Source organism: Nonomuraea spiralis (genome assembly GCF_014648435.1).
Lineage (GTDB): Bacteria > Actinomycetota > Actinomycetes > Streptosporangiales > Streptosporangiaceae > Nonomuraea > Nonomuraea spiralis.
In genome coordinates, this window is record NZ_BMRC01000009.1 from 389,804 (window position 1) to 414,650 (window position 24,847).

At 71.4% G+C, this 24,847-nt stretch carries 24 protein-coding genes, 1 pseudogene and 1 riboswitch; of the genes and pseudogenes, 10 read left to right on the forward strand and 15 right to left on the reverse strand.

Features of this window, described 5'->3' with window-relative positions; translation table 11 throughout:
- Nucleotides 1-24: 24 nt before the first annotated feature.
- The 4 genes and pseudogenes from IEZ27_RS55295 to IEZ27_RS24640 all read right to left on the reverse strand — a co-directional run.
- Nucleotides 25-783 (reverse strand): annotated as a pseudogene (locus tag IEZ27_RS55295) (hypothetical protein); the annotation flags it as partial.
- Between the two features lie 63 nt (nt 784-846).
- Nucleotides 847-1,344, reverse strand: a complete 498-nt coding sequence (locus IEZ27_RS24630; protein WP_125636413.1) for a helix-turn-helix transcriptional regulator — start codon at nt 1,342-1,344, stop codon at nt 847-849.
- Between the two features lie 75 nt (nt 1,345-1,419).
- Nucleotides 1,420-3,258, reverse strand: a complete 1,839-nt coding sequence (gene ilvD, locus IEZ27_RS24635; protein WP_189649396.1) for a dihydroxy-acid dehydratase — start codon at nt 3,256-3,258, stop codon at nt 1,420-1,422.
- An 85-nt stretch (nt 3,259-3,343) separates the two neighbouring features.
- On the reverse strand, nt 3,344-4,153 hold the full coding sequence (locus tag IEZ27_RS24640) for a thioesterase family protein (RefSeq protein ID WP_189649397.1): 810 nt from the start codon (nt 4,151-4,153) through the stop codon (nt 3,344-3,346).
- Between the two features lie 68 nt (nt 4,154-4,221).
- Between IEZ27_RS24640 and IEZ27_RS24645 the strand changes: the two genes are divergently transcribed.
- Entirely contained in the window at nt 4,222-4,962 is a 741-nt protein-coding gene (locus IEZ27_RS24645) for a TetR/AcrR family transcriptional regulator (RefSeq protein ID WP_189649398.1), read from the forward strand.
- Here IEZ27_RS24645 and IEZ27_RS24650 read toward each other — a convergent pair.
- On the reverse strand, nt 4,959-5,786 hold the full coding sequence (locus IEZ27_RS24650; protein ID WP_189649399.1) for a nuclease-related domain-containing protein: 828 nt from the start codon (nt 5,784-5,786) through the stop codon (nt 4,959-4,961). The two genes, IEZ27_RS24645 and IEZ27_RS24650, sit on opposite strands and share 4 nt — an antisense overlap.
- Before the next feature lie 139 nt (nt 5,787-5,925).
- Here IEZ27_RS24650 and IEZ27_RS24655 point away from each other — a divergent pair, with 139 nt between their 5' ends.
- From IEZ27_RS24655 to IEZ27_RS24665, 3 genes are all read left to right on the forward strand, one after another.
- On the forward strand, nt 5,926-7,332 hold the full coding sequence (locus tag IEZ27_RS24655) for an amidase (protein WP_189649400.1): 1,407 nt from the start codon (nt 5,926-5,928) through the stop codon (nt 7,330-7,332).
- Between the two features lie 99 nt (nt 7,333-7,431).
- Nucleotides 7,432-7,683, forward strand: coding sequence for a hypothetical protein (locus tag IEZ27_RS24660; protein ID WP_189649401.1), 252 nt, complete (start codon nt 7,432-7,434; stop codon nt 7,681-7,683).
- 7 nt (nt 7,684-7,690) lie between these two features.
- Entirely contained in the window at nt 7,691-8,062 is a 372-nt protein-coding gene (locus IEZ27_RS24665; RefSeq protein ID WP_189649402.1) for a DUF5130 family protein, read from the forward strand.
- A 30-nt stretch (nt 8,063-8,092) separates the two neighbouring features.
- Here IEZ27_RS24665 and IEZ27_RS24670 read toward each other — a convergent pair whose 3' ends face one another.
- From IEZ27_RS24670 to pepN, 3 genes are all read right to left on the reverse strand, one after another.
- Entirely contained in the window at nt 8,093-9,043 is a 951-nt protein-coding gene (locus IEZ27_RS24670) for a hypothetical protein (protein WP_189649403.1), read from the reverse strand.
- Between the two features lie 29 nt (nt 9,044-9,072).
- Entirely contained in the window at nt 9,073-10,488 is a 1,416-nt protein-coding gene (locus IEZ27_RS24675; RefSeq protein ID WP_189649404.1) for a serine/threonine-protein kinase, read from the reverse strand.
- A gap of 94 nt (nt 10,489-10,582) precedes the next feature.
- A complete protein-coding gene (gene pepN / locus IEZ27_RS24680) occupies nt 10,583-13,147 on the reverse strand; it encodes an aminopeptidase N (protein WP_189649405.1) in 2,565 nt (854 codons plus the stop codon).
- Nucleotides 13,148-13,237: 90 nt separating this feature from the next.
- Here pepN and IEZ27_RS24685 point away from each other — a divergent pair, with 90 nt between their 5' ends.
- A complete protein-coding gene (locus tag IEZ27_RS24685; RefSeq protein ID WP_189649406.1) occupies nt 13,238-13,858 on the forward strand; it encodes a mycothiol-dependent nitroreductase Rv2466c family protein in 621 nt (206 codons plus the stop codon).
- A gap of 130 nt (nt 13,859-13,988) precedes the next feature.
- Entirely contained in the window at nt 13,989-15,392 is a 1,404-nt protein-coding gene (locus tag IEZ27_RS24690; protein ID WP_189649407.1) for an aldehyde dehydrogenase family protein, read from the forward strand.
- Nucleotides 15,393-15,401: 9 nt separating this feature from the next.
- On the opposite strand, the gene IEZ27_RS24695 is transcribed toward IEZ27_RS24690, so the two are convergent.
- Both IEZ27_RS24695 and def read right to left on the reverse strand, forming a co-directional pair.
- Complete coding sequence (locus IEZ27_RS24695) at nt 15,402-16,133, reverse strand: SDR family oxidoreductase (protein ID WP_189649408.1); 732 nt, start codon at nt 16,131-16,133, stop codon at nt 15,402-15,404.
- Nucleotides 16,134-16,142: 9 nt separating this feature from the next.
- On the reverse strand, nt 16,143-16,628 hold the full coding sequence (def, locus tag IEZ27_RS24700; RefSeq protein ID WP_125636427.1) for a peptide deformylase: 486 nt from the start codon (nt 16,626-16,628) through the stop codon (nt 16,143-16,145).
- A 90-nt stretch (nt 16,629-16,718) separates the two neighbouring features.
- On the opposite strand from def, the gene IEZ27_RS24705 reads away from it, so the two are divergent.
- Nucleotides 16,719-17,186 (forward strand): ribose-5-phosphate isomerase, encoded by a 468-nt coding sequence (locus IEZ27_RS24705; RefSeq protein ID WP_125636428.1) that lies wholly within the window; start codon nt 16,719-16,721, stop codon nt 17,184-17,186.
- Here the strand turns inward: IEZ27_RS24705 and IEZ27_RS24710 are convergent.
- Nucleotides 17,183-17,329 carry a hypothetical protein gene (locus IEZ27_RS24710; RefSeq protein ID WP_185844747.1) on the reverse strand — a complete coding sequence of 49 codons (147 nt, stop codon included), beginning with the start codon at nt 17,327-17,329 and terminating at the stop codon, nt 17,183-17,185. The genes IEZ27_RS24705 and IEZ27_RS24710 overlap by 4 nt on opposite strands.
- Nucleotides 17,330-17,353: 24 nt before the next feature.
- Nucleotides 17,354-18,586, reverse strand: coding sequence for a GNAT family N-acetyltransferase (locus tag IEZ27_RS24715; RefSeq protein ID WP_189649409.1), 1,233 nt, complete (start codon nt 18,584-18,586; stop codon nt 17,354-17,356).
- Nucleotides 18,587-18,704: 118 nt separating this feature from the next.
- Between IEZ27_RS24715 and IEZ27_RS24720 the strand changes: the two genes are divergently transcribed.
- Nucleotides 18,705-19,820 (forward strand): PP2C family protein-serine/threonine phosphatase, encoded by a 1,116-nt coding sequence (locus IEZ27_RS24720; RefSeq protein ID WP_189649410.1) that lies wholly within the window; start codon nt 18,705-18,707, stop codon nt 19,818-19,820.
- Between the two features lie 131 nt (nt 19,821-19,951).
- On the opposite strand, the gene IEZ27_RS24725 is transcribed toward IEZ27_RS24720, so the two are convergent.
- Nucleotides 19,952-20,548: a response regulator transcription factor gene (locus IEZ27_RS24725; protein WP_189649411.1), complete on the reverse strand. Its 597-nt coding sequence runs from the start codon at nt 20,546-20,548 to the stop codon at nt 19,952-19,954.
- Between the two features lie 155 nt (nt 20,549-20,703).
- Between IEZ27_RS24725 and IEZ27_RS24730 the strand changes: the two genes are divergently transcribed.
- Nucleotides 20,704-22,020 carry a M50 family metallopeptidase gene (locus IEZ27_RS24730; RefSeq protein ID WP_189649412.1) on the forward strand — a complete coding sequence of 439 codons (1,317 nt, stop codon included), beginning with the start codon at nt 20,704-20,706 and terminating at the stop codon, nt 22,018-22,020.
- 7 nt (nt 22,021-22,027) lie between these two features.
- On the opposite strand, the gene IEZ27_RS24735 is transcribed toward IEZ27_RS24730, so the two are convergent.
- Complete coding sequence (locus tag IEZ27_RS24735; RefSeq protein WP_189649413.1) at nt 22,028-22,669, reverse strand: TetR family transcriptional regulator; 642 nt, start codon at nt 22,667-22,669, stop codon at nt 22,028-22,030.
- Between the two features lie 77 nt (nt 22,670-22,746).
- Here IEZ27_RS24735 and IEZ27_RS24740 point away from each other — a divergent pair, with 77 nt between their 5' ends.
- Nucleotides 22,747-23,676 carry a zinc-binding dehydrogenase gene (locus IEZ27_RS24740; protein ID WP_189649414.1) on the forward strand — a complete coding sequence of 310 codons (930 nt, stop codon included), beginning with the start codon at nt 22,747-22,749 and terminating at the stop codon, nt 23,674-23,676.
- A 9-nt stretch (nt 23,677-23,685) separates the two neighbouring features.
- Here the strand turns inward: IEZ27_RS24740 and IEZ27_RS24745 are convergent, their stop codons facing one another.
- A complete protein-coding gene (locus IEZ27_RS24745) occupies nt 23,686-24,639 on the reverse strand; it encodes a coiled-coil domain-containing protein (RefSeq protein WP_189649415.1) in 954 nt (317 codons plus the stop codon).
- A 7-nt stretch (nt 24,640-24,646) separates the two neighbouring features.
- Nucleotides 24,647-24,785: riboswitch (cyclic di-AMP (ydaO/yuaA leader) on the reverse strand.
- Between the last annotated feature and the right edge of the window lie 62 nt (nt 24,786-24,847).

Consider the following 24,847-nt stretch of genomic DNA (forward strand, 5'->3'; position numbering starts at 1 on the left):
GCTGCGCTCCGACAGCACGGCGATCAGCAGTTCGTGCCCGTTCAGCACGATCCGGCCCACGCTGTTGGCCGTCCACCGACCGCCGTGCGCCCCGACGGGCAGCCAGCCGTCCTTGAGCGCGACCTCGCCGCCGGCGGCGCTGACGCCCCACGCCTGCTCCTCCTTCACCGACGACATGAGCCCGAGGGCCCAGCGGCGGCTCGCGGACGACACCGGCCCGGCGGGGTCGGTGAGCTTCTCCAGCACCTTCACCTGGTCCGACGGGTGGCTGAGGGTCATTCCCCACGACAGGCCCGATCCCGGCTCGGTGTGCCACACGTCCAGGCCCTGGAGGACGCGGGTGAGCCCGTACTGGCCGCCGACGGTCATGTAGAGCTCGTGCGCGCTCTCGTTGTCGCTCTCGCGGATCATCCGGGAGGCGAGCCTGCGTTCGTACGCGCTGAGCCGCCGGTGCTCGCTCTGCCTGAGCAGCAGCAACGCCAGCAGGATGTCCACCTTGGCCACGCTGGCCAGCACGAATGGCCTGCCCTCGCCGTAGGCGTACCGCACGCCGGTCGTGCGGTCGTACACCGCGAGGGCCGCCCGCCCCGGACGGCCGCGCAGGCGGCGCTCCAGCGCCCGGTCGAGCGCCCGCCGCGTGGCCGGCAGCAGGCTGTCCACGGTCATCGCCCTGGCCTCCCGGTGCGCCACGACCGGGCGTGAGGCCACGGGCACGGCCGCCGAGCAGGCGGACACGACGACGGGCAGCAGGGCGGCGATGAGCGAGATCCCCCGGACGCGCATGTGCGCGAGCCTGTCACGCCCCGCACCAACGCCCGGGGGCCCGAGGGTCAAGCTTCCGGCAGCTTATGCCGCCCTGGAACGCCGGCGGCGGCGCTGGAACGGCAGGAACCGGTCGGCGAGGTGCGGCCGCGACGGGGTCAGCGTGGGCTCGACCGCGATGATCCGGTCGAACCTGAACGCCCTGATGCCCCGGCGCAGCCTGCACACGCCGACCAGGTACCAGAACTCGCGGTGGACCAGGCAGGTCACCGGCTCGACGTCGCGGGAGGTGACGGTCCCCGAGGCGTCGCGGTAGTGGAGACGGATCATGAGACGGCTGGTGATGGCGTCGGCGATGAGCCTGGCCCGGGAGGCGACGTCCACGGGCAGCGGCTCGGTCAGCGTCGCGAGCGTGGTCGCGATGACGTCGTCGTCGAGCTCCAGGTGTTCGAGCGCGTGTTGCAGGGCACGCCGTGCGGTGACGGCCTGCGGGCCCGCCCCGAGGTGGGCGAGGGAGAGGGCGATGGCGGCGATCTCGGCGGTCGTCAGCGGGCGAGTCTCGTCCTTCACGACTGTCGTCATACCCCAAGAATAGGGACGACCACCGACAATTTTCGAAAATCTGTGCGGTGGACCGAGGGTCCACCCGCACACTAACTATCGGGACAGCTGCGACAGGTCGCGCGAGGCGCCGGTCGAGGCGGACGTGGTCATCGCCGCGTACGCCTGCAGCGCCACACTCACCGGACGGTTGCGGTCACGCGGCCGGTAGCCGCCCAGGTCGGCCAGCAGCCGCTCGCGCCGCGCGGCCAGCTCGGCCTCCGGCACCCGCAGCTCCATCGAGCGGCCGGGGATGTCGATGTCGATGATGTCGCCGTCCTCGACCAGCGCGATCGCGCCGCCCTCGGCCGCCTCGGGCGAGGCGTGCCCGATCGACAACCCGGACGTGCCGCCGGAGAAGCGGCCGTCGGTGACCAGCGCGCACGCCTTGCCCAGGCCCCTGCCCTTGAGGAACGAGGTCGGGTAGAGCATCTCCTGCATGCCGGGGCCGCCCTTGGGGCCCTCGTAGCGGATGACCACCACGTCGCCCTCCTTGACCTGCCCGCCGAGGATGCCCTCGACGGCCTGCTCCTGCGACTCGAACACCACCGCGGGCCCGCTGAACTTCCAGATCGACTCGTCGACCCCCGCGGTCTTCACCACCGCGCCGTCGCGCGAGATGTTGCCGTAGAGCACGGCCAGCCCGCCGTCGGCGCTGTAGGCGTGCTCACGGTCGCGGATGCAGCCCTCGGCGCGGTCGAGGTCGAGGGAGTCCCAGCGGTTGTCCTGCGAGTACGGCTTGACCGTGCGCACGTTGCCCGGGGCCGCGTGCCACAACTCCTGGGCCTCGGGCGACGCGGACGGCGACTTGACGTCCCAGGCGGCCAGCGTGTCGGCGATCGTGCCGCCGTTGACGGTGGGCACGTCGCGGTGGAGCAGCCCGGCCCGGTCGAGCTCACCCAGGATGCCCGGGATGCCGCCGGCGCGGTGGACGTCCTCGACGTGGTACTTGTTCGTGGCCGGGGCGACCTTGCACAGGCACGGCACCCGCAGCGAGATCTCGTTGATCTCCTTGAGGCCGAAGTCGACCTCGGCCTCGCGGGCCGCGGCCAGGATGTGCAGGATCGTGTTGGTCGAGCCGCCCATCGCCACGTCGAGGGCCATCGCGTTCTCGAACGCCTCGCGGGTGGCGATCGAGCGCGGCAACACCGACTCGTCGCCGTCCTCGTAGTAGCGGCGGGTGATCTCGACGAGCTGGCGGCCGGCGTCCTCGAAGAGCTGCTTGCGCCGCTTGTGGGTGGCCAGGATCGTGCCGTTGCCCGGCAGCGACAGGCCCATGGCCTCGGTCAGGCAGTTCATGGAGTTGGCGGTGAACATGCCCGAGCAGGAGCCGCAGGTCGGGCAGGCGTTCTCCTCCATCTCCAGCAGCTCGGCGTCGGACACCGAGTCGTCGGCCGCGGCGATCATCGGGTCGACGAGGTCGAGCTTGCGAGTGGGCGTCTTGCCGGCCTCCATCGGGCCGCCGGAGACGAAGACCGTGGGGATGTTCAGCCGGAAGGCCGCCAGCAGCATGCCGGGGGTGATCTTGTCGCAGTTGGAGACGCAGATCAGCGCGTCGGCGCAGTGGGCGTTGACCATGTACTCGACCGCGTCGGCGATCAGCTCGCGGGACGGCAGCGAGTAGAGCATGCCGCCGTGGCCCATCGCGATGCCGTCGTCGACCGCGATCGTGTTGAACTCGCGCGGGATCGCCCCCGCCTCGCGGATCGCGGCCGAGACCACGTCGCCGACCTCGCGCAGGTGCACGTGACCCGGGACGAACTGGGTGAAGCTGTTGGCCACCGCGATGATGGGTTTGCCGAAGTCGCTGCCGGCTACACCGGTCGCCCGGAGCAGGGCCCGGGCACCGACCATGTTCCTGCCGTGGGTGACCGTACGTGACCTGAGGGCCGGCATTGTGCTTCTCCCATCATGAGGTGAGTCTTCACATGTTACGGCCACCCGCCCGGCGGCTGAGACACGTGTCCACTCACCGGACACCTCAGTCCGGAACCCGTACGGCCGCGAGCTGGGTCGCCTGGGCCACCAGCCGCCCCTTGGAGTCCCATACGTGGGCCACCTCGTCCATACGGTCGCCTCCGACGTCCGTGGCCGTGAGGCGGACCCTGATCGGGCCGGGCGCGGGCAGCCGCCGGACGTAGGCGGAGAGCTGGAGCGTCGGCACCCAGCCCGGCAGCCCCAGGTCGAACGCGACCGGCGGCACGGGGTCGAGCGCGACGAGCAGGCTCAGCGGGTCCCAGTCGGAGCCGTCGGCGAGGCGCTGCCAGCTCGCGATCTCGCCCCGCCGGCTCGGCGCCCCGAACGCGAAGGCCAGGTGGGCGGGATCGATGCGTTCCTCGACGACGCCCATCAGCGGCACGGGGAAATCGGCGCCGGGCGGGTCGGTGGGCGCGAGGAAACAGTCCTCCTCGGGCGGGAGCTCGACCGTCGGCAGCGAGGACCACCACGGGTCGGCGTCGTCCAGGACGCCGAGCGTGACGTGCGCCTCCAGGAGGGTCCGGCCCTCCTGGGCCAGCGTGGCCCTGACCTGGGCCACGCTCTTGCCGATCCGCAGCGGCTCCACGCGCACGTCGGCCGGCCCCGGCTCGGGCGGCTCGACGAAGGCGCCGCTCACGGCCGTCACGTGCGGGTGCCGCTCGCCCGCGCTGCTCTCGCAGGCGGCTCGGGCCAGCACCGCCAGCAGGTAGCCGCCGTGCAGCTTGGTCCCCACGCTCCACTGGGCGTCCAGCGTGGCGCCGAAGTCGCCCCCGCCGTGGGCGATCAACGCGGTCGCGTCCCGGAAAGTCCCCATTTTTCGCAATATCCTTCCGTAGAAGGTCAGGTTGACATCGTCAACCTGACGGCGTCAACCTGAGAACCATGACCAGTACGAGACGGGTGCGCGCCCGGCGCGGAGAGGGCGGCCTGCTGCGGGAGGAGATCCTGCGCGCGGCCGAGGACCTGCTGACCGAGTCAGGCAGCGAGGACGCGCTGACGTTGCGGGCGGTCGCCCAGCGCGCCGGGGTGTCCACGCCGTCGGTCTACCTGCACTTCGCCGACCGGGAGGCGCTGCTGGAAGCGGTCTGCCTGCGCGTGTGGGACGAGTTCGGCCGCATGTTCCGCGAGAACCTGACCGGCGACCCGTTCCTCGCGCTGGGCCGGTGCGCGCGGGCCTACGCGCGTTTCGCCCTGGCGCATCCCGTGCAGTACCGGGTGCTGATGATGCGGCCCGCGACCGGGCAGGGCGTGCCGCCGGCCGCCGCCGAGTGCATCCGCCACATGGTGGACGCCGTCGCCGCCTGCGTGGCGGTGCGCGTGCTCGAAGGCGATCCCGAGGAGCTGGCGCTCGGCCTGTGGTCGGCCGTGCACGGTTGTGTGTCGCTGCTCATCGCCCAGCCGTCGTTCCCGTGGCCCGAGGACCGGGAGGCGCTGATCGACCGCGTCGTACGCATCGCCGGGGTCGGCACGGCGTTGCTGACCCGCCTGCCGGACACGTTGCCCCCAAGCGGCGTGCTGGCCGACGAACTGGACGGCTTCGGCGCCCGGCTGGCGGGCGGTTCGGTGGCGGGCATGGAAGAACCCCGCGGGGCGGAACCCCGCGGGGATCGTCGGCCGTCCTAGCCCTCGCCGTACCTGGCGGGCAGGACCTGGGCGGCGATGTCGTAGAGCCGGTCGATCTCGGCCGGGGTCAGCGCCCGTTCCCGCTTGGTGATCCACTTGCGGGCCCGGTCGCCCTGGTAGACGTCCACGTCGCGGATGGTCATGATCTTCCACGGGACGGGCGGCCCATAGATGGCCAGCGACGGCACGACCACGACCTCGCGGCCGTAGGCCTTGCTGATCAGCTCACTGGCCTGGGACGCCTCCCACTTGGCCTCGGTCAGCCTCGGCTTCATGTCGAAGGGGCCGTGGAAGAGCTTCTTGCCCATCTGCACGCGGACTGGCAGCCGTTTGTCCCACTTCTCGGAGTCGACCGCGTACACGCCGGTCGGGCCCACCACGAGGTGGTCGATCTGGGCCTCGCTGCCCGGGATCGCCCTGGCGTGCAGGGTGCGGTAGCCGCTGCGCTCCAGCCTGCGAAGCTGCCCCTCGGTACGCCGTTCGGCCACCGACGCGCGTCGCCACGCGGGCACGGTGGAATGGGAACGCGCGCGGTAGACCGCTTCGAGGATGGCCGCGATGACGCCCGCGGTGACTCCCGTGCGCCAGTCGCGCAGCAGGAAACCCACCACCACGGCCACGCCGATCGCCACGAGGGCACGGTTGCGCAGGCGGCGGAACCGCGGCTGCTCAAGCAGACTGCGCAGGGACGCGCGCTCCACGGGCGCGTACGTGGAAGTGGGCGCCGATGGGGTCGGGGCGGCGGTCTGCTCGCTCTCCGGCCGGTCGCTCACCCAGATGGGTGACGCGTTGTGACCGTCTTCTCGCTGGTTGTCGGAGTCCACGTAACTCACCGTAGCTCGGAGATCGGAATGATTCCTAGTGTTGACCTGTCCATAGTTTTATGGCCCAGCTCATCGTGTTCCACTCATGTTTTCGGGGTATGTCTTACGTTCTTCTCTAGAGATGCCTAGTGTGCCGATCGTGCCAGAACTTCATGAGCTTTCCGCGCTTGAGCAGGCTCGGGCAGTCCGCGACCGTGAGATCTCACCGGTCGAGCTCACCCGCCACTACCTCGACCGCATCGAGCGGATCGACCCGCAGGTCGGCGCGTACGTCACCGTGACCGCGGAAGCGGCGCTCGACCAGGCGCGCCGCCTGGAGAAGGACCTGCCCGACGGCCCGCTGGCCGGGGTACCGATCCCGGTGAAGGACCTCAATCTGGTCAAGGACGTGCCGATCATGTTCGGCTCGGCGGTCTACCGGGGGTTCGTCGCGCCGGTGGACGACACGGCCGTGACGCGGCTGCGCGAGGCCGGCACGGTCATGCTGGGCAAGACCGCCACCCCCGAGTTCGGATTGCCCTGCTACACCGAGACCGACGTCTCGCCGCCCGCCCGTTCGCCCTGGGACCTTGACACGTCGGCGGGCGGGTCCAGCGGGGGAGCGGCCGCCGCCGTCGCCGCCGGGCTGGCGCCCGCCGCCCACGGCAGCGACGGCGCGGGCTCGATCCGCATCCCCGCCTCGGCCTGCGGTCTGTACGGCATCAAGCCCACCCGCGGCCGCATCAGCTTCGCCCCGATCATCCCCGACCTGGCGGGCATGTCCACGAACGGCCCGATCGCCCGTACCGTGGCCGACGCGGCGGCCCTGCTCGACGTGATGGCGCACAACGAGCCGGGCGACCTCTACCTCGCGCCCCGCCACGAGGGCACGTTCCTGGCCTGCGCCGGCCGCGACCCCGGACGGCTGCGCATCGCCCGGTACGCCGATCCCGTCGTACCGGGGGCCGAGGTCCATCCCGAGGTGAGGGCCGCGTACGAGGAGGCCGCGAAGACCCTGGCCGCCCTCGGCCACGACGTCGTCGAGATCCCGAGGCCGTTCGGGCCCGAGCTCGTACCGCAGTTCGTCACCCTCTGGTACACCTTCGCCTGCATGCACCCGGTCGCCGACGAGCAGCGGCACCTGCTCAGGCCGCTCACCCGATGGCTGCGCGAGCGCGGCCACGCCACCCCGGCTCCTGCCTTCCTCCAGGCCCAGGCCGCCCTCCAGCTCGCCACCCGGGGCGCGCTCACGATCACCGACGCCTACGACGCGGTGCTCACGCCGACCCTCACCGAGCCGCCCAGGCCCGTCGGCTGGTTCGAGGACGTGGACGACGTCGAGGAGACGTTCGAACGCATGAAGCGCTTCGCCGCCTTCCCCGCGATCTACAACGTCAGCGGCCAGCCCGCGGTGAACCTGCCGCTGCACTGGACCGCCGAGGGCCTGCCGATCGGCGTCATGCTGGCCGGGCGGATCGGCGGCGAGGGCACTCTGATCTCGCTGTCGGCCCAGGTGGAGGCGGCCAGGGGCGGCTTCTGGGGCGAGCGGCGGCCGGTCGTCTGGTAGGCGGACGCCGCCACAGGGCTGGCCGGACCCGTGCGCGAGGTTTACGTTCGTCATGTGGACAGCGCGGCGGAAAGTCTGCTCTTTCTCATCGGAGTGTCTTTGGGGCTGTTCGTACTGATCAGCCTGCTGGTCATGGTGCCGGGGCGCGGCAGGGCCGTACGGGCGGAGCCGGGCCCGGTGTGGCTGGGCGGCCCGTCCGGGAGCGAGCACGGCGTGAGCACGTCGGGGCTGGTGCTGACCGGCGGCGCCGCGCCCTGGGCGACGGTGCCCGAGCGCGACTGGGTGGCCGAGGCCGAGGCCGGGACCGCGGAGCCGGACCGGCACCTCGGCGGCGCTTCGGCGGGCTGGTGACGCGGCCATGGGGACACTGCGGACACTGACGACGGCCCAGGCCGACGACCTCAGGAAGGCCCTCCAGGGCGCCGAGCGGCGCAGCGGGCTGCGCTTCGGGGTGTTCCTCGGCGAGCCGGCCGGCTCCCGTCGGCACTTCGCCGAACGCCTGCACGCCGCGCTCGGCGAGGAGAGCGCCGACGCCGTGGTGGTGTTCGTCGACCCCGGCGGGCGCGCCCTGGAGATCGTGACGGGCCGGAACGCCAGGCGCCGGCTGAGCGACGGCGCCTGCCGGCTCACCGCCCTGTCGATGGCCACCGCCTTCAGCGCCGGCGACCTGGTCGGCGGCCTCCTGTACGGCATAGCCGCCCTCGGCGAACAGGCCACCACAAGACGCTGACCCGCCCTCGAACGCGCCGGGCCCCGTCGGTCAGGTGCGGCGCAGCAGGGTGACCACGTGGTCGCTGACCCCGGCGATCAGGGTGGACGGCTCGATCGGCGCCCCGGCCACGGCCGAGAACAGCGCGGGCAACCCGGGCAACGGGAAGTCGTCGTCCTTCACCGCCGCGGCGCCCACCGCGTTCTTGTCCAGCGCCGTACGGCTGCGCTCCCAGGCGTCGAGCACCTCCTCGGGCGAGGGCACCCCGAACCCGTGCCCGACGGGCGCCGCGTGCCGCAGCCGGACGAGCGGCGTCTCGGCGAACGTCAGCGCCGTGCGGGCGCGTACCTGGAGGTCGGCTCGGGGCTCCGGGTCGATCCAGTCCATGGCCGTGCACGGGTTGCGGCAGGTGGCGACGCAGACCCCGAGCGCGCCGGCGACCTGGCTGTGCTGCCGGTCGAAGTAGGCCCGCCACCCCTCGGCGGGCTCGACCGACACCCGCAGCGTGCGGTTGGTGGCCGACTGCTCGGACTTGGTGTGGTCGCACTCGCGGTCGCCGATCACGCCGAACCTGCTGCCCGGCGCGCTCAGCCCGGCGGGCCAGCTGGTCGGGTCGCCGGCGTGGCCGAGTTGCGGCTCGAAGGCCAGCAGCGGCAGGTATTCGCTGGCGATGTGCACGGCGGCGATCATCGGGCTCAGCTCGCGCCGGTGCCAGCGGGCCGCGATCACCTCAAGCAGCAGGGCGTAGGCGGGCTTGAGCGACTCCAGGGCCCCGCGCGGCTGCTCGCGCGGCGTCTGCGGCATGTGGCAGGCGCGGGCGAGCCGGCGCAGGTCGGCGGGCACGGACCTGGCCTCGGCCGCGAAGTCCTCGGCGTCGAGCGAGAGCAGCCGCTGCCCGAACTCGCACACGTCGGAGATCTCGGCCGTGGGCGCGAGCGCACCGAGGTCGGCGAAGGCGTACCGGCGGGCGAGGGCGATCAGCAGGTCACGAGTCGAATCCACGCGATGACTTTCTCACGATCTTGGAGCGGTCACGGACACGGGGCGCGCACGCACTGGATGTCCTCGGGCGGACTGGTGACCGTGGGCTCGGCCGTGGGCTCCTCGGGGCCGGGCTGGCTGGGCTCCTGCGACGGCTCCGGCTCGGCGGTGGTCGCGGTCGGCGTGGGCTTCGGCGACGTGGTGGGGGTGGCGCTCGGGGTGGTGGGCGCCACGGTCGGGCCGGGCGTCGCGCTGGTGGTGCCGCTCGGCCTGGTGCTCGGCGCGGCCTTGGTCGGCGGCGCGGGCTGCCTGGTGGTGTGCGTGGTGCCGCTCGGGCTGCGCGCCGGCGTGGTCTCGCCCGCGGGCGTCAGCACCTCGCCGCCCGTGCTCGCGGGCTCGGCCGGACGCAGCCACACCGACCCCGCCACGGCGGCCGAGACCACGACGGCCCCGGCCATGGTGAACAGGGCCGTCAGCGTGCGCCGCCTGCGGGATCCGCCGGTCGGGGCCGAGGGCATGGTGAGCGGCGAGCCGGTGTCGCCCGCGGGCATGACGCCCGTCGCCAGGGGACCCGTCATCATGGGCGCGGGCACAGGAGGCGCCGCCATCGAGGACGTGGTCACCGGCGACGCCGGGAGGGCCGCGCCGCTGATCGAGGCGCGGGCCGCCCGCGCCATGTCGGAGGCCGACGGCCAGCGCTGCGCCGGGTCCTTCTGCAGGGCCCGGACCACCACCTGGCGAACGGCCTGGGGCAGCTCGCCGGGCGGCTCCGGCACGGGCGCGTTGAGATGCTTGAAGATGATCTGTACGGGGGTGTCCCCCTGGTACGGCAACCGCCCGGTCAGGCACTCGTAGGCCACCACGCCCAGCGCGTAGACGTCGACCGCGGGCGTGACCTCGCTGCCCGCGGCCATCTCCGGCGCGCAGTAGGCGGCCGAGCCGAGCATGGTGCCCGTGGCCGTCAGGTGACCGGCCGAGCCCGAGTGGGCGACGCCGAAGTCGGTCAGCGCGACCTGCCCGTCGGGCCTGACCATGAGGTTGGCCGGCTTGACGTCACGGTGGACGATGCCCTGGGCGTGGGCCGCGGCCAGCGCGTCGGCCACCTCGGCGACCAGCCGCATGGTCTCCTGAGCGTCGAGCGGGCCGCGGCGCAGGACGCGGTCGAGCGACTCGCCCCGCACGTATTCCATGACCAGGTAGCTGACCCGGCGGCCGTCGGCCTCGTGGACGCCGTAGTCGTAGACGCCGACCACGCCGCGGTGCCGGAGGGTGGCCATCGCCCTGGCCTCGTTCTGGAAGCGCTGGGTGAAGGTGGGGTTCTCCGACAGGGCGGGCATCATCACCTTGACCGCGACGGCCCGGCCGAGCACCAGATCGTCGGCACGCCAGACCTCGCCCATGCCGCCGCCGCCGAGGCGGTCGGCCAGCACGTAGCGGTCGTTGAGCGTGGTACCGGCGCCTAGCACGTCCTTGAGGCTAACACCCGGTCTCCATGCTCAGGCCGTATTCGGCGCAGCGCGGAGCCAGGTCCCCGCCGGGCACGGCGGGGACCCGCGGAATTCAGGCCGACGCGGCGTCGGTCTCCTGGTTGCGCAGAGCCCGGCTGACGCCGTCGGCGCCCTCCAGGATCAGCCTGCGCAGGGCCTGCGGCGGCTGCTCGGAGGCCAGGAAGTCCTGTGCCGCCTTGACCGTCGCCGGCTCGATGAGCAGCGTGGGGAAGCAGCCCACCGCGAACGTCGACGCCTTCTCGAACGTCCACTCCTGGTAGACGCGCCCCACCTCGGCGAAGTACTTCTCCCGGTACGGCTCCAGCAGCTCGGCGTGATGCGGGTCCTGGAAACCGGTGATGGTGGCGCGGGCGATGTGGTTGGCCAGGTCGCCGCCCACGATCCGGTCCCACGCCGCCGCCTTGCCCCCGGCCGTCGGGATCGCGGCCCGGCACAGCGCCGCCGACCGCTCACCCGTCGCCGTAGGGTCGCGCTCCAGCTCGGCCTCGATGTCGGCCTCGGCCAGCCGGCCGCCGGAGACCAGGGCGGACACCAGCGTCCAGCGCAGGTCGGCGTCGACGGTCAGCCCCTCGGGCACGTCGGTGCCGTCGAGGATGGCCTGCACCAGGTCGAGGTCGGCGTCGGAGACCGCCACCGGGGCGAACGCCTGGAGGAAGGCGAGCTGGTGGTCGGAGCCGGGCGCGGCCGAGCCGAGCAGCGAGCGCAGCTCGGCGGCCAGCACCGCCAGGCCCTCGGCCCGCCAGGCGGGGGCGGCGTACTGCTGGACGGCCTGACGGGCCTGGCGCAGCACCGCCTGAAGGACCGTGATGTCGGAGACCGTGCCCGCGCCGGAGATGACCAGCTTGACGTAGTCGCGCGTGGACATCTCGCCGTCGCGGGTCATGTCCCAGGCGGCCGACCAGCACAGGGCGCGCGGCAGCGACTCGGTGAAGGCGGCGATGCCGCCCGCCACGAGCGTGTTCAGGGAACGCTCGTCCAGCCTGATCTTGGCGTAGGTCAGGTCGTCGTCGTTGAGCAGCACCAGGTCGGGCTGCTCGGCGCCGACGAGCTCGGCCACGCTCGTACGCGCCCCCACCACGTCGAGCTCGACCCGCTTGGTCCGGGTGAGCACGCCGTCGACCAGCGAGTACAGGCCGATCGCGATGCGGTGCGAGCGCAGCGTCGGGTAGTCGGCCGGGGCCTCCTGCAGCACCTCGAAGGAGGTGAAGCGGCCGTCGGACACCTCGAAGGAGGGCCGCAGCGTGTTGACCCACGAGGTCTCCAGCCACTCCTTCGACCACGACGACAGGTCGCGGCCCGAGGTGCGCTCCAGGGCGGCGAGCAGGTCCTTCAGCTCGGTGTTCCCCCAGGCGTGCTCGGCGAAGTAGTCGCGCACCCCGGCCAGGAAGTTGTCCAGGCCGACGTAGGCGACGAGCTGCTTGAGCACCGAGGCGCCCTTGGCGTACGTGATGCCGTCGAAGTTGACCTCGACCGCCTGCATGTCGGGGATGTCGGCGGCGATCGGGTGGGTGGAGGGAAGCTGGTCCTGGCGGTAGGCCCAGGACTTCTCCACGTTCGCGAACGTGGTCCACGCGCCGTTGCCCCACCGGGTGGCCTCGGCCTGGGCCAGCACGGAGACGTACGTGGCGAACGACTCGTTCAGCCACAGGTCGTCCCACCAGCGCATGGTGACCAGGTCGCCGAACCACATGTGGGCCATCTCGTGCAGGATCGTCTCGGCGCGCCGCTCGACGACCGCGTCGGTGACGCGGGAGCGGAAGACGTAGTCCTCCAGGAACGTCACGCAGCCCGCGTTCTCCATCGCGCCGGCGTTGAACTCGGGCACGAAGAGCTGGTCGTACTTGGTGAAGGGGTAGCGGACGCCGAACACCCGGTGGAAGAAGTCGAAGCCCTGCCTGGTGACCTCGAAGAGGTTGTCGGCGTCGAGGTGCTCCCCGAGCGAGGCGCGGCAGTAGAGGCCGAGTGGGATGCCGTCGTGCTCGGAGGTGACCTTGAAGTACGGCCCGGCCACCAGCGCGGTGATGTACGTGGAGATCACCGGCGTCGCCTCGAACTCCCAGCGCTTGGCGGGCTGGACCCCGCCGTGGCGGCCGGTCTGCCCGCCGAGGTCCTCCACCTTGGCCGCGGAGGCGTTGGAGACGACCTCCCAGTCGGCCGGGGCCAGCACGGTGAGCTGGAAGACGGCCTTGAGGTCGGGCTGGTCGAAGCAGGCGTACATGCGGTGGGCGTCGGCCGTCTCGAACTGGCTGTGCAGGTAGACCTTCTGGTCGACCGGGTCCACGAACCGGTGGAGGCCCTCGCCCGTGCGCATGTAGCTGCAGTCGGCGTCGATCAGGAGTTCGTTGGACTCGGCCAGCGAGGGAAGGGGGAAACGGCCCTTCTCGGCGTCGTAGTCGGAGACGTCGAGGTCCGTGCCGTTGAGGGTGACCTTGCGCACGTTGGCGCCATGGAGGTCGATGAAGGTGGAGGCGCCCGGGTTGGTGCTGGTGAAGCGCACCGTGGTGACGCTCTCGAAGCGCTCGTCCCCTTCCGTCAGGTCGAGTGCGACCTCGTACGACTCGACCTTCAACAGCCGGGCGCGCTCACGAGCCTCGTCCCGGGTCAGGTTGCCTGCCAAGTTGCGCTCCTTTTCACCACTTCGTTGTAGTTTGTCGGTATCCTGCCACGCCGGGAATAGGACCTCGACACCCTCAGGTTATGGCCCCACGTGACTGAGAAGATTCCCGTGGACCTGTGGTTCGATCCTTTCTGCCCATTTGCCTGGGCGACGTCACGATGGCTTCTCGAAGTGGAGAAGGTTCGTCCCATCGAGCCGCGCTGGCACGTCATGAGCCTCAACGTCCTCAACGAGGGCAAGGACGTGCCCGAGTCCTACCGCGAGGCGATCGCCAGGGCCATCGAGCCCGTACGCGTGGTGGCCGCCGCCCGCGCCAAGCACGGTGACGAGGTCGTCGGCCCGCTCTACACCGAGCTCGGCACCCGCCTGCACAACCGGCGCGGGAGCAAGGACCTCAGCCGCCTCGGCGAGCTGATCGAGGACTCGCTGGAGGCGATCGGCCTCAGCCGCGACCTCGCCGCCGCCGCGCACTCCACCGAATGGGACGACGCCGTACGCGCCTCCCACGAGGAGGGCATCACCCTGGTCGGCCAGGAAGTCGGCACCCCGGTCATCCGCGTCGGCGCCAACGCGTTCTTCGGTCCCGTGATCACATCCATCCCGAAGGGGGAGGACGCGGGCAGACTGTGGGACGGCGTACTTCTCGTCACCGAGTTCGAGGACTTCTTCGAGCTGAAGAGGACTCGTACCAGACAGCCCACCTTCGACTAGATATGTCTTCCCTGGCCGGGGGAAGACTCATACCCTGGCGGTAGGTTCCCGCGGGTGCCGAGGATAAGGATTCTCCTCTGCCCGATTTGTGCTCTCGCCAGGTCACGACGTGCACGCGAGGATGGGCCCCATGCGCCAGCTGTATATCGGCGGTTCCTGGAACGCCTCTACGTCAGACGAGTCCATCGAGGTCGCCAACCCGGCCACGGAGGAGATCATCGATCGGGTGCCCGCGGGCACCCCCGACGACGTCGAAGCGGCGGTGTCAGCGGCGCGCGGAGCCTTCCCCGCCTGGGCCGAGACCTCGGCCACCCAGCGCGGGAAGCTGCTGAGCGACGCGGCCGAGCTGCTGAAGCAGCGCGCCGACGACGTCGCCCGGACGATCGCGACCGACATGGGGTCGCCCCTCGCGTTCGCGCTCAAGGTGCAGACGCTGATGCCCGCCGCCGTCCTGTCCTCCTACGCGCAGATGGCCGAGAGCTATCCGCGCGAGTCCCGTATCGGCAACTCCCTGCTGGTCAAGGAGCCGATCGGGGTCGTCGCGGCGATCACGCCGTGGAACTACCCGCTCCACCAGATCATCTGCAAGGCCGGCCCCGCCCTGGCCGCCGGCTGCACGGTGGTGCTCAAGCCGAGCGAGGTGGCGCCGCTCGCGGCGTACGCGCTGACGGAGATCTTCGACGAGGTCGGCCTGCCGCCGGGGGTGTTCAACCTGGTCAGCGGGCGTGGCCCGGTCGTCGGCGAGGCCATGGCCGCCCACCCCGAGGTGGACATGGTCTCCTTCACCGGCTCCACGGCGGCCGGCCGCAGGGTCGCCGCGCTCGCCGCCGAGACCGTCAAGCGGGTGGCGCTGGAGCTCGGCGGCAAGTCGGCCAACATCATCCTGCCCGACGCCGACCTGGCCACCGCCGTCAAGGTCGGCGTGGCCAACTGCTTCGTCAACGCGGGCCAGACCTGCTCGGCCTGGAGCCGGATGATCGTCCACCGCGACCAGTACGACGACGCCGTCCGCCTGGCCGTCGAGGCCGGCCGCAAGTACACCGTCGGCGACCCCTTCGACGCGGCCACCAGGGTCGGCCCCCTGGTCTCGGCAGCCCAGCGCGACCGCGTGGTCCGCTACATCAACCGGGGCCAGGAGGAGGGCGCCAGGCTCGTCGCCGGCGGCACCGAACGCCCCCACGAGCGCGGCTTCTACGTCGAGCCCACCGTGTTCGCCGGGGTCGAGCCGGGCATGACGATCGAGCAGGAGGAGATCTTCGGGCCGGTGCTGGCGCTGATCCCGTACACGAGCGAGAGCATGGCCGTGCAGATCGCCAACGACACCAGGTACGGCCTGGCGGGCGCGGTCTGGTCGAGCAGCCAGGAACGCGCGGTCGCCGTCGCGCGCAGGCTGCGCACCGGGCAGGTCGCGATCAACGGCGGCCAGTTCAACCCGCTGGCGCCCTTCGGCGGCTACAAGCAGTCGGGCGTGGGCCGCGAGCTGGGCGAGTTCGGCCTGGAGGAGTACCTGGAGATCAAGTCGATGCAGCTGTAGGCCCGGTGGTCACAGGATCATCCCGCCGGTGGCCAGCAGGTTCTGGCCGGTGATCCACCGCCCGTCGGGCCCGGCCAGGAACGCCACCACGGCCGCGATGTCGTCGGGCCGGCCCAGCCGGCCCAGCGCGGTGAGCGGGATCATCCGCTCCGCCGCGCCCGGCGGGTTGGCGCTGTGGAGCATGTCGGTGTCGGTCGCGCCGGGCGAGACTGTGTTGGCGGTGATGCCGCGCCCGCCCAGCTCGCGGGCCGCGACCATGGCGAACTGCTCGATCGCCGCCTTGCTGCCCTGGTAGAGGGCGAGCGTCGGCGCGGAGATCTTGGTGTTGAGCGTGGAGACGTTGACGATGCGGCCGCCGTCGCGCATGACCCGGCCGGCCCACTGGATGGCCAGGAAGACCGCGCGGGTGTTGACCGCGAACACCCGCTCGTACTCGTCGTCCGTGATGTCGGTGATGAGCTTCTTGCCGGTCATCCCGGCCGCGTTGTTGACCAGGATGTCCAGGCCGGGCAGCCGCGACTCCGCCGCGGCGAACAGGCGCTCCAGGGCGGCCCGGTCGCCCACGTCCGCGCGTACGGCCAGGGCCCCCGTCTCCTCGGTGACGCGCTCGGCCGCCGCGTCGTCGTCGCGGTAACTGAAGACGACCTCGGCCCCGTCGGCGGCGAGCCGGCGTACGACGGCCCTGCCGATGCCACGTGACCCACCGGTCACCAGCGCGCCCTTGCCGGAGAACACATCCATGCCGCCAACCTACGCCCTGAGCATGATCTTGCGCGCCTCGTCCTTCGGCAGGCGGTCCACGTAAAGCTTGCCGTCCAGGTGCTCGGTCTCGTGCTGGAAACAGCGCGCCAGCGAGCCACGGGCCTTGATGCGCACCGGCCGCTGCAACCGGTCGAGCCCCTCGACCGTGACGCCCGCCGCCCGCGCGACCGAGGCGTAGATCGGCCGGCCGTTCTGGCGGTCGGGCACCGACAGGCAGCCCTCCTCGTCGGCGACCTCCTCGGCGTCGTCCACGGTGAGCACGGGGTTGGCGACATGGCCCTTGCGCCCGGCGATGTCGTAGACGAACAGCCGCCGCGACACGCCGATCTGCGGTCCGGCCAGGCCCACGCCGTTGACCGCGTACATCGCCTGGAACATCTCCTCGATCAGCCGGCGCAACTCCCGGTCGAAGTCGGTGACGGGCTCGGCGGTCGTGCGCAGCACCGGATCACCGATGACGCGGATCTCACGCATGCGTCTCCACTTTCGTAAGGACTGAGGAACGGTAGGAGTCCTTACTCTAGCCAGCGAGTGGGATCGGCGGGGCTGTGGAAGACTGGACGGGTGCGTGTCTACATCGGTGCCGACCATGCCGGCTATGAGCTCAAGAACCACCTCGTGTCCTGGCTCAAGGACCACGGCCACGAGGTGACCGACTGCGGTCCCTTCGTCTACGACGCCGAGGACGACTACCCGGCGTTCGTCCTGCGGGCGGCCGAGGGCGTCGCCGGCGACCCCGGGAGCCTCGGGGTGGTGATCGGCGGCTCGGGCAACGGCGAGCAGATCGCGGCCAACAAGGTGCGCGGCATCCGCGCGGCCCTGGCCTGGAGCGAGGAGACCGCCACCCTGGCCCGCGAGCACAACAACGCGAACATCGTCAGCATCGGCGCGCGCATGCACACGACCGAGGAGGCGACCAGGTTCGTGGAGGTCTTCCTGGCCACCCCCTTCACCGGCAGCGAGCGCCACAGCAGGCGCATCGCGCAGCTGACCACCTACGAGACGATCGGCCAGCTGCCCTCGCTGCCCTAGGTCTTGCGCCTGGCCTCGCGTTTCGGCGTCTCGTCGCGCAGGGGCCGCCGGTCGGCGGCCTCCTGCTGCTCCTTCGACGGCCGCGACACGTCGCGAGCCCTCATGGCGGTGATCGCGGTGATCTGCAGACTTTGCAGCGCCATGCCTCCGAGCCTACGTCCTGAGCCTCAGAACACCAGACCGGCGAGCGGCTTGGGGCTCCACGCCATGGCGGTGGCCAGCGCCCGCACCGCGCCCGGCGCGTGCTCGCGCAGCAGGCCCGCGTCGAGCTGCGCGCCGAGCAGGCCGTCCCCCATGTACGCCGAGCCGAGCGCGGCCACCGGCACCGTCAGGTCCGGCTCGTCGTCCACCGCCTTGCACTCCGCGCCCGAGGTGTCGGCGGTGAGCCGCCAGCGGCCGGCGTTCCAGGGGCACACGTCGTCCTCGACCTCGACGACCACGTCCACGGGGGCCGCGTACGCGCGGGCGGTCAGGGCCTTGTCCACCTCGACCAGGCGTACCCACAGCTCGTCGGACCAGGTCGCGCGCAGCTGGCGGGAGTCGGCGAGCAGCGCGACCAGGCCGTCGTCCACCGGACGGGCGTGCGCCTCCACCTTGGTGATCAGGTCGCGGTCCAGCACGTTGCGCCACAGCAGGGCGTAGGCCGCCGGGTCGGCCGCCTCCAGCTCGATGAGCCGCAGCTCGCCGCTGGGCACGCCGTCGCGGTCCCACGCGGACTTGGTGCGGAACAGCGCGTAGCCGCGCACGCCCCGGTCGTCCTCGGCGAGCACCGCGCGCAGCGAGCCCCAGCCGTCCCTGTCGTGCTCCTCGTCGGCCAGGATGCCGTCCCAGACGTGCTGATCGCGCTCGTACCGGCCCGGACGCCGCGTCACGACCGCGGCGAAGAGCCGCTCGAAGTCGGCCCGCGCCGCGGCGGGGGAGACCACCCTGAGCCGGAGCGCGGGGTCGGCCGGGGTGTCCCGCACGAAGGCCGAGCGGTGCTTGTCGATGCGGTACGACAGCTCGCTGGCGGCCCTTCCGTACCCGAACCTGCCGTAGATGAGGGACTCGGAGGCGTAGAGGGCGGCCACCGACTCGCCGCGCTCACGGATGTCGGACAGCTGCCGGCGCATGAGGGCGGACAGCACCCCGCGGCGGCGGTGGGAGGGGAGCACGCCGACCGCGGTCACGCCGCCCACAGGGATCTGGCGTCCGCCGGGGACCGTCATCGTGAGGCTGAAGACGGACGTCACGCCCGCCATGGTGGTGCCGTCGAAGGCGACCAGGGTGCGGTCGAACTCGGTCGCCGCCTTGAACCGCTCGTCCTGGGCGGGTTGCGGCGTCCAGCCGAACCCTTCTGCGAGCACGCCGGCAAAGCCCGGCCACTCGGATTCGTCAATGGGACGGATCGGATACGTCATCCGTCCACGGTAGGAGCGGGCAAAGGGGGACGGCCACCCAATATCCGTGCTTAATGATCAAGGCCTTGGTCAAGTGGGCTGCCCAAACACGGGTCAGACCGATACAGTCACACGCATCATGAGTTCCCGTCCGGCGCCGTTGATTCCGCCACGGGTCCGCGCGGTCCTGGTGAGGGTGCCGTTCCTGGTGTCCGCCGTCCGGTTCGTCCGGAGAGGGCCGCTGGCCCGTGATCGCAACCTGCTCATCACGCTGACCGTGGTCTCGCTCGTCATCGGGCTGCTGGCGGCGAAGGTGTCCACCGAATGGTTCTCGCCGTCGCTGCTGATCCTGGTCACCCTGGTCGGCGGGTTGCAGCTGCGCCTGCGCAGCCTGGTCAAGCTGCTGGTGGCAGTGGGGGTCGCGCTGGGCTACATCGCGGCCACGCTCGGGGTCGCGCGGGTGGGGCTGGGGCTCACGGTGACGATCGTGTTCACCACCGTGCTCGCCGTGCTGATGGCCCGTACCAGGGGCAAGCTGGGCGTTCAGGGGCTGCGCGGCGACGCGATGCTGCTGGAGCTGCGCGACCGGCTCAAGAGCCAGGGCGAGCTGCCCCCGCTGCCCAAGGACTGGGGCGGCAAGGTGGTGCTCAAGCAGGCCGGGGGCTCGTCGTTCGGCGGCGACTTCCTGGTCTCCATGCGCGACGGCGACTCCGTGGAGATCGCCCTGGTCGACGTCTCCGGCAAGGGCGTCGACGCCGGCACCCGCGCGCTGTTGTTGTCCGGCACGTTCGGCGGGCTGCTCGGCTCGGTCGACGACTTCCTGCCCGCGTGCAACGCCTACCTCCACCGCCAGCGCGGCGACGAGGGCTTCGTCACGGCCGTCCACGTACGCCTCGACCTGGCCACGGGCGACTACACGATCACCTCGGCCGGCCATCCGCCGGTGGTCAAGCTCGACTCGGGCACCGGCAACTGGCAGGTCGCCTCGGCCAAGGGCGTGGTGCTGGGTGTGGTGCCCGACCTGCACTGCGAGCCCGACAGCGGCACCCTCCGCAAGGGCGACGCGCTGCTGCTCTACACAGACGGCCTGATCGAGCAGCCGGGGCGCGACATCGACGCGGGGCTCGACCGGCTGCTCGGCGAGGCGGAACGACTGCTGCCCTCGGGATTCCGCGACGGCGCGCGGGCGCTGGTCAACGCGATGTCGTCCGGGCACAACGACGACTGCGCGCTGGTGTTGATCTGGCGTCCGTAGTGACGTTTCACATGGATCAGGTCGTGATGACGGTCACTGGCAGGGGCTTCGGCGGGGCTGAGATCATCTGACTGTTCGGGTCCCGGCGGAGCGGCGCGGCTCCACCGGGCCCGTCACCCCATCCGGGTCGTTCACAACCAGCCGCTGTCACTGGCGATGCGTACGGCGTCGAGCCGGTTGCGGGCGCCCGTCTTGCACATGATCCGCGACAGATGGTTGCGTACGGTGCCCACCGACAGGAACAACTGGTCGGCGATCTCCGTCGATCTCGCCCCGCCGGCCGCGATGCGCAGCACGTCGAGCTCCCGCCGGGTGAGCGGGTTGGCCGCCGACTGCAGGGCCGCCACCGCCAGCTCGGCCTCGACCGCCCGGCCGCCGGCCGCGACCTGGCGTACCCCCTCGGCCAGCCGCTCCGGCGCCACCCGCAGGCTCATGAACCCCAGCACGCTCCCGTTGAACGCCCTGCGCAACTGGCCGGGACTCGGCCGCGCGGACAGGATCAGCACCGCGCACCGGGGCACCTGCTCGGTCAGATGGGTGGCCACCGGCAGGCCCGGCAGGTCGAGGTCGACGATCGCGACGTCGGGTTCGCACGACCGCGCCGCGGCCAGCACCTCGTCGGGGCGGCCCGTCTCGGCGACCACCCGCAGGTCAGGCTCGGATTCGAGCGTGGCCTGCAGACCGCGTCGCACCAAGGGAAGGTGTTCGGCGATGAGTATGCGGATCAAGACGTCCCCCTCCGTCGTCTCCCAGGGTGATCGTTTGATCGCTGACTGTCAACGCGGACCGTTGTTTCGCCAAAGTGCCGACAAGCCCGAGGGATGTGATGAGTTCGACTAGTCTGGGTCTGTCAAGACCGTCTGTCTGCCTGGAGCGCGCGTAGATGAACTGGCTCTTTGTCGCCGGGATAGTTCTCTTCCTGGTGGGGTTGATGGTCTCCGTCGGCCTGCACGAGGTCGGCCATCTCGTGCCCGCCAAGATCTTCGGCGTACGGGTGACCCAGTACATGGTGGGCTTCGGCTCGACGGCCTGGTCGATCCGCCGGGGCGAGACCGAGTACGGCATCAAGTGGATCCCGCTGGGCGGTTACATCCGGATGATCGGCATGCTGCCGCCGCGTCCGGGTGACGCCTCGGGCAAGCTGCGCAGCGCTTCCACCGGGCCGTTCCAGGGGCTGATCGAGACCGCCCGCGACGCCGCCATGGAGGAGGTGCGGCCCGGCGACGAGGAGCGCGTCTTCTACCGCAAGAAGTGGTGGCAGAAGATCATCATCATGTCCGGCGGGCCGCTGATGAACTTCGTGCTCGCGTTCATCTTCTTCAGCATCCTGCTGGTCGGCATCGGCCTGCCCAAGACCGCCCCGATCGTGTCGCCCGACACCAACACCTGCGTGATCCCCACCAGTGAGGTCCGCAAGACGTGCGCGCCCACCGACGAGCGCACCCCGGCCGCCAAGGCGGGCGTCAAGATCGGCGACCGCATGGTCTCCCTCGACGGCCAGAAGATCGAGACCTGGCAGGACGCCACCCGCCTGATCCGCGGCCACGGCGCCGGCCCGGTCAAGCTCGGCATCGTCCGCGACGGCCGGCCGATGACGCTCGACGTCACCCTCATCAGCCGCGACATGCAGAGCCTCACGGACGATGGCAAGGTCGAGGAGGGCAAGGTCGACAAGGGCGTCGGGTTCCTCGGCGTGGTGCCCTCCCAGGTCTTCGAGCAGCAGAGCATGGGGCATGTGCTGGGCTACATGGGCGACCTGACCGGCCGGGTCGTGGGTTCGATGGTCAACCTGCCGCAGAAGATGGTCGGCGTCTGGAACGCCGCCTTCTCCGGCGACCAGCGCGACCCCGAGGGCCCGGTCGGCGTGGTCGGCGCGGGCCGTCTCGGCGGCGAGATCCTGGCCTCCGACATGTCGAACAAGAGCAAGCTGTTCACCTTCGTCAGCCTGCTGGCCGGGTTCAACCTGGCGATCGGCCTGTTCAACCTGATCCCGCTGTTGCCCCTCGACGGCGGCCACATCGCCGGCGGCATATGGGAGGGCATCAAGCGCGCCTACGCCAAGATCATGCGCCGCCCTGAGCCCCGCCACGTCGACATCGCCAAGGTGTTGCCGCTCACGTACGCGATGGCGTTCGTGCTGATCATCATGGCCGGTCTGCTGGTCTACGCCGACCTGGTCAACCCGCTCACCCTGGGCTGATCCGCCCTCAGGAGTCCGGCCCGTCGCCGGTGAACGTCACCGCGGCGGGCACGACCGCGAACACGGCGCGCAACTCGGCGACGAGGCCGTCGAGCGTGGGCTCGGCCGATCGTGCGGCCCAGCCGCGCAGCGCGGCATGGAAGGCCGCCACCAGCAGGTCGAGCGCCAGCCGGGGACGCTGATCGCGGGCGTCGAGGCCCAGCCTCCGCCGCAACGTCGCCTCGAAGGCCGCGCTCGTACGGTCGCAGAACTGCAGCCCGTGCGCGGCGATGGACGGCGTACGCTGCGACAGCTCATGGCTCAGCCGTACGCGGGCCACCCACTCCGGCCCGCCCTCCGCCATCCGTTCGACCGCCGCGAGCATCGCGTCCTGCAACACCGCGAGGACGGGACGGCCGCCGAGCGGCGCCTGCTCGACGTCGCCCAGCAGGCCGGTCCACAAGGCCTCCAGCGGTGCCGAGGCGACCTCCTCCTTGCTGGCGAAGTTCCTGAAGAACGTGCGCTTGGAGACCTCGACCTCCGCGCACAACTCGTCGAGGGTCACCTGGTCGAACCCGCGCTCGGCGAACAACGTGAGCGCGGTGTCCACGAGCGTGGCCCTGGTCTTCAGCTTCTTGCGCTCGCGGAGCGGCAGCAGGTCGGCGGTCATCGCCCCCGAGTGTACCCGGAGAGCAGATGCCTCCTATAGGCTTATGCCACTCAGTGGCACTTTGAGAGGACGTCGCCATGCGCGCACTGATCGTCGACCGTTCCGTTCCCGGTGGCCTGCGGGTGGCCGAGGCGCCCGAGCCGGTGCCCACGCCCGGCCAGGCGCTGATCCGGGTCACGGCCACGTCGCTGAACTTCGGCGAGGTCCGGCACGGCATCGACTCGGCGCCCGAGGGCGCGGTGCTCGGCTGGGACGCCGCGGGCGTCGTCGTACGGGCGGCCGCCGACGGTTCGGGGCCCGCCGTGGGCACGTCCGTCGTGACCCTCGGCGAGGACGGCGGCTGGGCCGAGCTGCGGGCCGTCCGTACCGACTGGATCGGGGTGGTGCCGGAAGGCGCGGACCCCGGCGCGATCAGCACGATCCCCGTCGCCGGCGCCACCGCGCTGCGCGCGCTCGACCGCGTCGGGCCGCTGCTGGGCCGGCGCGTCCTGGTCACCGGCGCGACCGGCGGCGTCGGCCGCTACGCCGTGCAGCTCGCCAGGCTCGGCGGCGCGTACGTGATCGCCGCCACCGGCGACCCCGCCCGGCACGGCGACGGCCTGCGCGCGCTCGGGGCGCACGAGGTCGTCGAGAGCCCGGCCCGGAGCGGCGGGCGGCTCGACGGCGTTCTGGACATGCTCGGCGGCGCGCCGCTGGTGGAGGCGTTCGACCAGCTCGGCGAGGGCGGCACGCTGGTCGCCGTCGGCCACTCGACCGGCGAGGGCGAGAGCTTCCCGTTCGGCGCGCTGTTCGGCGGGGCCGACCGGCACGACCGCTCGCTGGTGACGTTCCTCCTACTGTGCTGCGACGGGCTGCACCGCGACCTGACCTGGCTGGCCGGTCAGGTCGCGGGCGGCACGCTGAGCCCGGAGATCGCCTGGCGCGGCGGCTGGGACGACGCCGCCGAGGCCGTGACCGCCCTCCTCGAACGCCGCCTGCACGGCAAGGCGGTGCTCGACCTGGCGTGAGGGCGAGGTCTAGTTCATCGAGATGTGCACGTGGTCGTAGTGGTTCTCGGTGACGCTGCCGCGGTCGGACATCGCGCGCCAGCCTGAGCCCTGGTTGATGCGCTGCTTCCAGATCACGTACTTGACGCCGAGTTTGGCCTTGTTCTTGAGCGCCCAGTCGGCCAGGCGGTCGCCCAGGGCGTTGTTGGTCGCGTTCGGGATGGTTCCGCCGGTGCTCATCATGAAGTCGCAGGCCCGGCCGAGCGGGTGCTCGCCGCTGGAACCGGAGCGGAAGCAGCCCACCTCGTGCGGCAACGAGAAGTTCTTCTGCACCTGCGCGCGCATCAGCCGCGTGCGCGGGGTGATGTTGTCCGAGCCGGACGGCAGCTCAGGGGCCCAGCTCCCGTCGGACTTCTTGCCCGGCCCGAACGGCACGAGGTCCTGGAGCTTCTTCTTGATGTCGTCGATGACGTCCTGGGCGTCGTCGCGCTGCTCGGCCACCTCGGCCGCGTCCGCCTTCAGCCCGGTCGCCAGGGCGGCGGCGGCCTCGGCGGCCTTCTTCTTCTCGTCGCGGGCCCTGGCCACGCTGTCGACGACGGCCTGCTGCTCGGCGGTGAGCTGTTCGAGCACGGCCGCGCCGCCGCCGTTCGGGGGCACCAGGAAACCCGGCAGGGAGGAGTCGCCGTTCTGGTAGCGCATCCGGGCGATCTCGGCGACCCGCTGCTCGGCCGCGGCCAGCGCCTGGTCGGCCGCGGCGACGCGCTGCTGCGCCGCCGTGGCGGCCTGCTGGGCCTTGGCCAGCTCGACCCGTTTGAGGTTGTACGCCTCGATGAGCTTGTCGACCTTGTTGTTGAGCTGCTTGAGCTGGGCCCGTAGCTCGGCCTCGGACGGCTTGGGCGCCGCCGAGGCGACGGCCGGCTGAACGAGCAGGGCGGCGGCTGTGATGAGACCGATGGCAAGACTCGCGGGGGACGAAGCCGCCACAGTGGTTGATTCCTCTCCCTCTGCCGGCCGGGTTAGCTGACGGGTTCGGGCATGGGAGTTGTCCCTACCACTGGCGCGGATTCACCCCGGATGCGATGGGTCCCCGGCTCCCGGGCAACACGCCCGGGATTAGGCGTACAACGGCCGATATGGCCGATGTCTATCGGGATAGTAGTGGTAGATCACAAGTCATGCGACTTTAAGGCGA

Bases quoted from the DNA above. Each gene is read 5' to 3' on its own strand.
- IEZ27_RS24695 (WP_189649408.1), bottom strand. From the start codon at position 16,133: ATGGATGTGTTCTCCGGCAAGGGCGCGCTGGTGACCGGTGGGTCACGT.
- IEZ27_RS24735 (WP_189649413.1), bottom strand. From the start codon at position 22,669: ATGACCGCCGACCTGCTGCCGCTCCGCGAGCGCAAGAAGCTGAAGACC.
- IEZ27_RS24645 (WP_189649398.1), top strand. From the start codon at position 4,222: ATGACCAGTACGAGACGGGTGCGCGCCCGGCGCGGAGAGGGCGGCCTG.
- IEZ27_RS24665 (WP_189649402.1), top strand. From the start codon at position 7,691: ATGGGGACACTGCGGACACTGACGACGGCCCAGGCCGACGACCTCAGG.
- ilvD (WP_189649396.1), bottom strand. From the start codon at position 3,258: ATGCCGGCCCTCAGGTCACGTACGGTCACCCACGGCAGGAACATGGTC.
- IEZ27_RS24720 (WP_189649410.1), top strand. From the start codon at position 18,705: ATGAGTTCCCGTCCGGCGCCGTTGATTCCGCCACGGGTCCGCGCGGTC.
- IEZ27_RS24740 (WP_189649414.1), top strand. From the start codon at position 22,747: ATGCGCGCACTGATCGTCGACCGTTCCGTTCCCGGTGGCCTGCGGGTG.
- def (WP_125636427.1), bottom strand. From the start codon at position 16,628: ATGCGTGAGATCCGCGTCATCGGTGATCCGGTGCTGCGCACGACCGCC.
- IEZ27_RS24630 (WP_125636413.1), bottom strand. From the start codon at position 1,344: ATGACGACAGTCGTGAAGGACGAGACTCGCCCGCTGACGACCGCCGAG.
- IEZ27_RS24690 (WP_189649407.1), top strand. From the start codon at position 13,989: ATGCGCCAGCTGTATATCGGCGGTTCCTGGAACGCCTCTACGTCAGAC.
- IEZ27_RS24710 (WP_185844747.1), bottom strand. From the start codon at position 17,329: ATGGCGCTGCAAAGTCTGCAGATCACCGCGATCACCGCCATGAGGGCT.
- IEZ27_RS24715 (WP_189649409.1), bottom strand. From the start codon at position 18,586: ATGACGTATCCGATCCGTCCCATTGACGAATCCGAGTGGCCGGGCTTT.
- IEZ27_RS24640 (WP_189649397.1), bottom strand. From the start codon at position 4,153: ATGGGGACTTTCCGGGACGCGACCGCGTTGATCGCCCACGGCGGGGGC.
- IEZ27_RS24730 (WP_189649412.1), top strand. From the start codon at position 20,704: ATGAACTGGCTCTTTGTCGCCGGGATAGTTCTCTTCCTGGTGGGGTTG.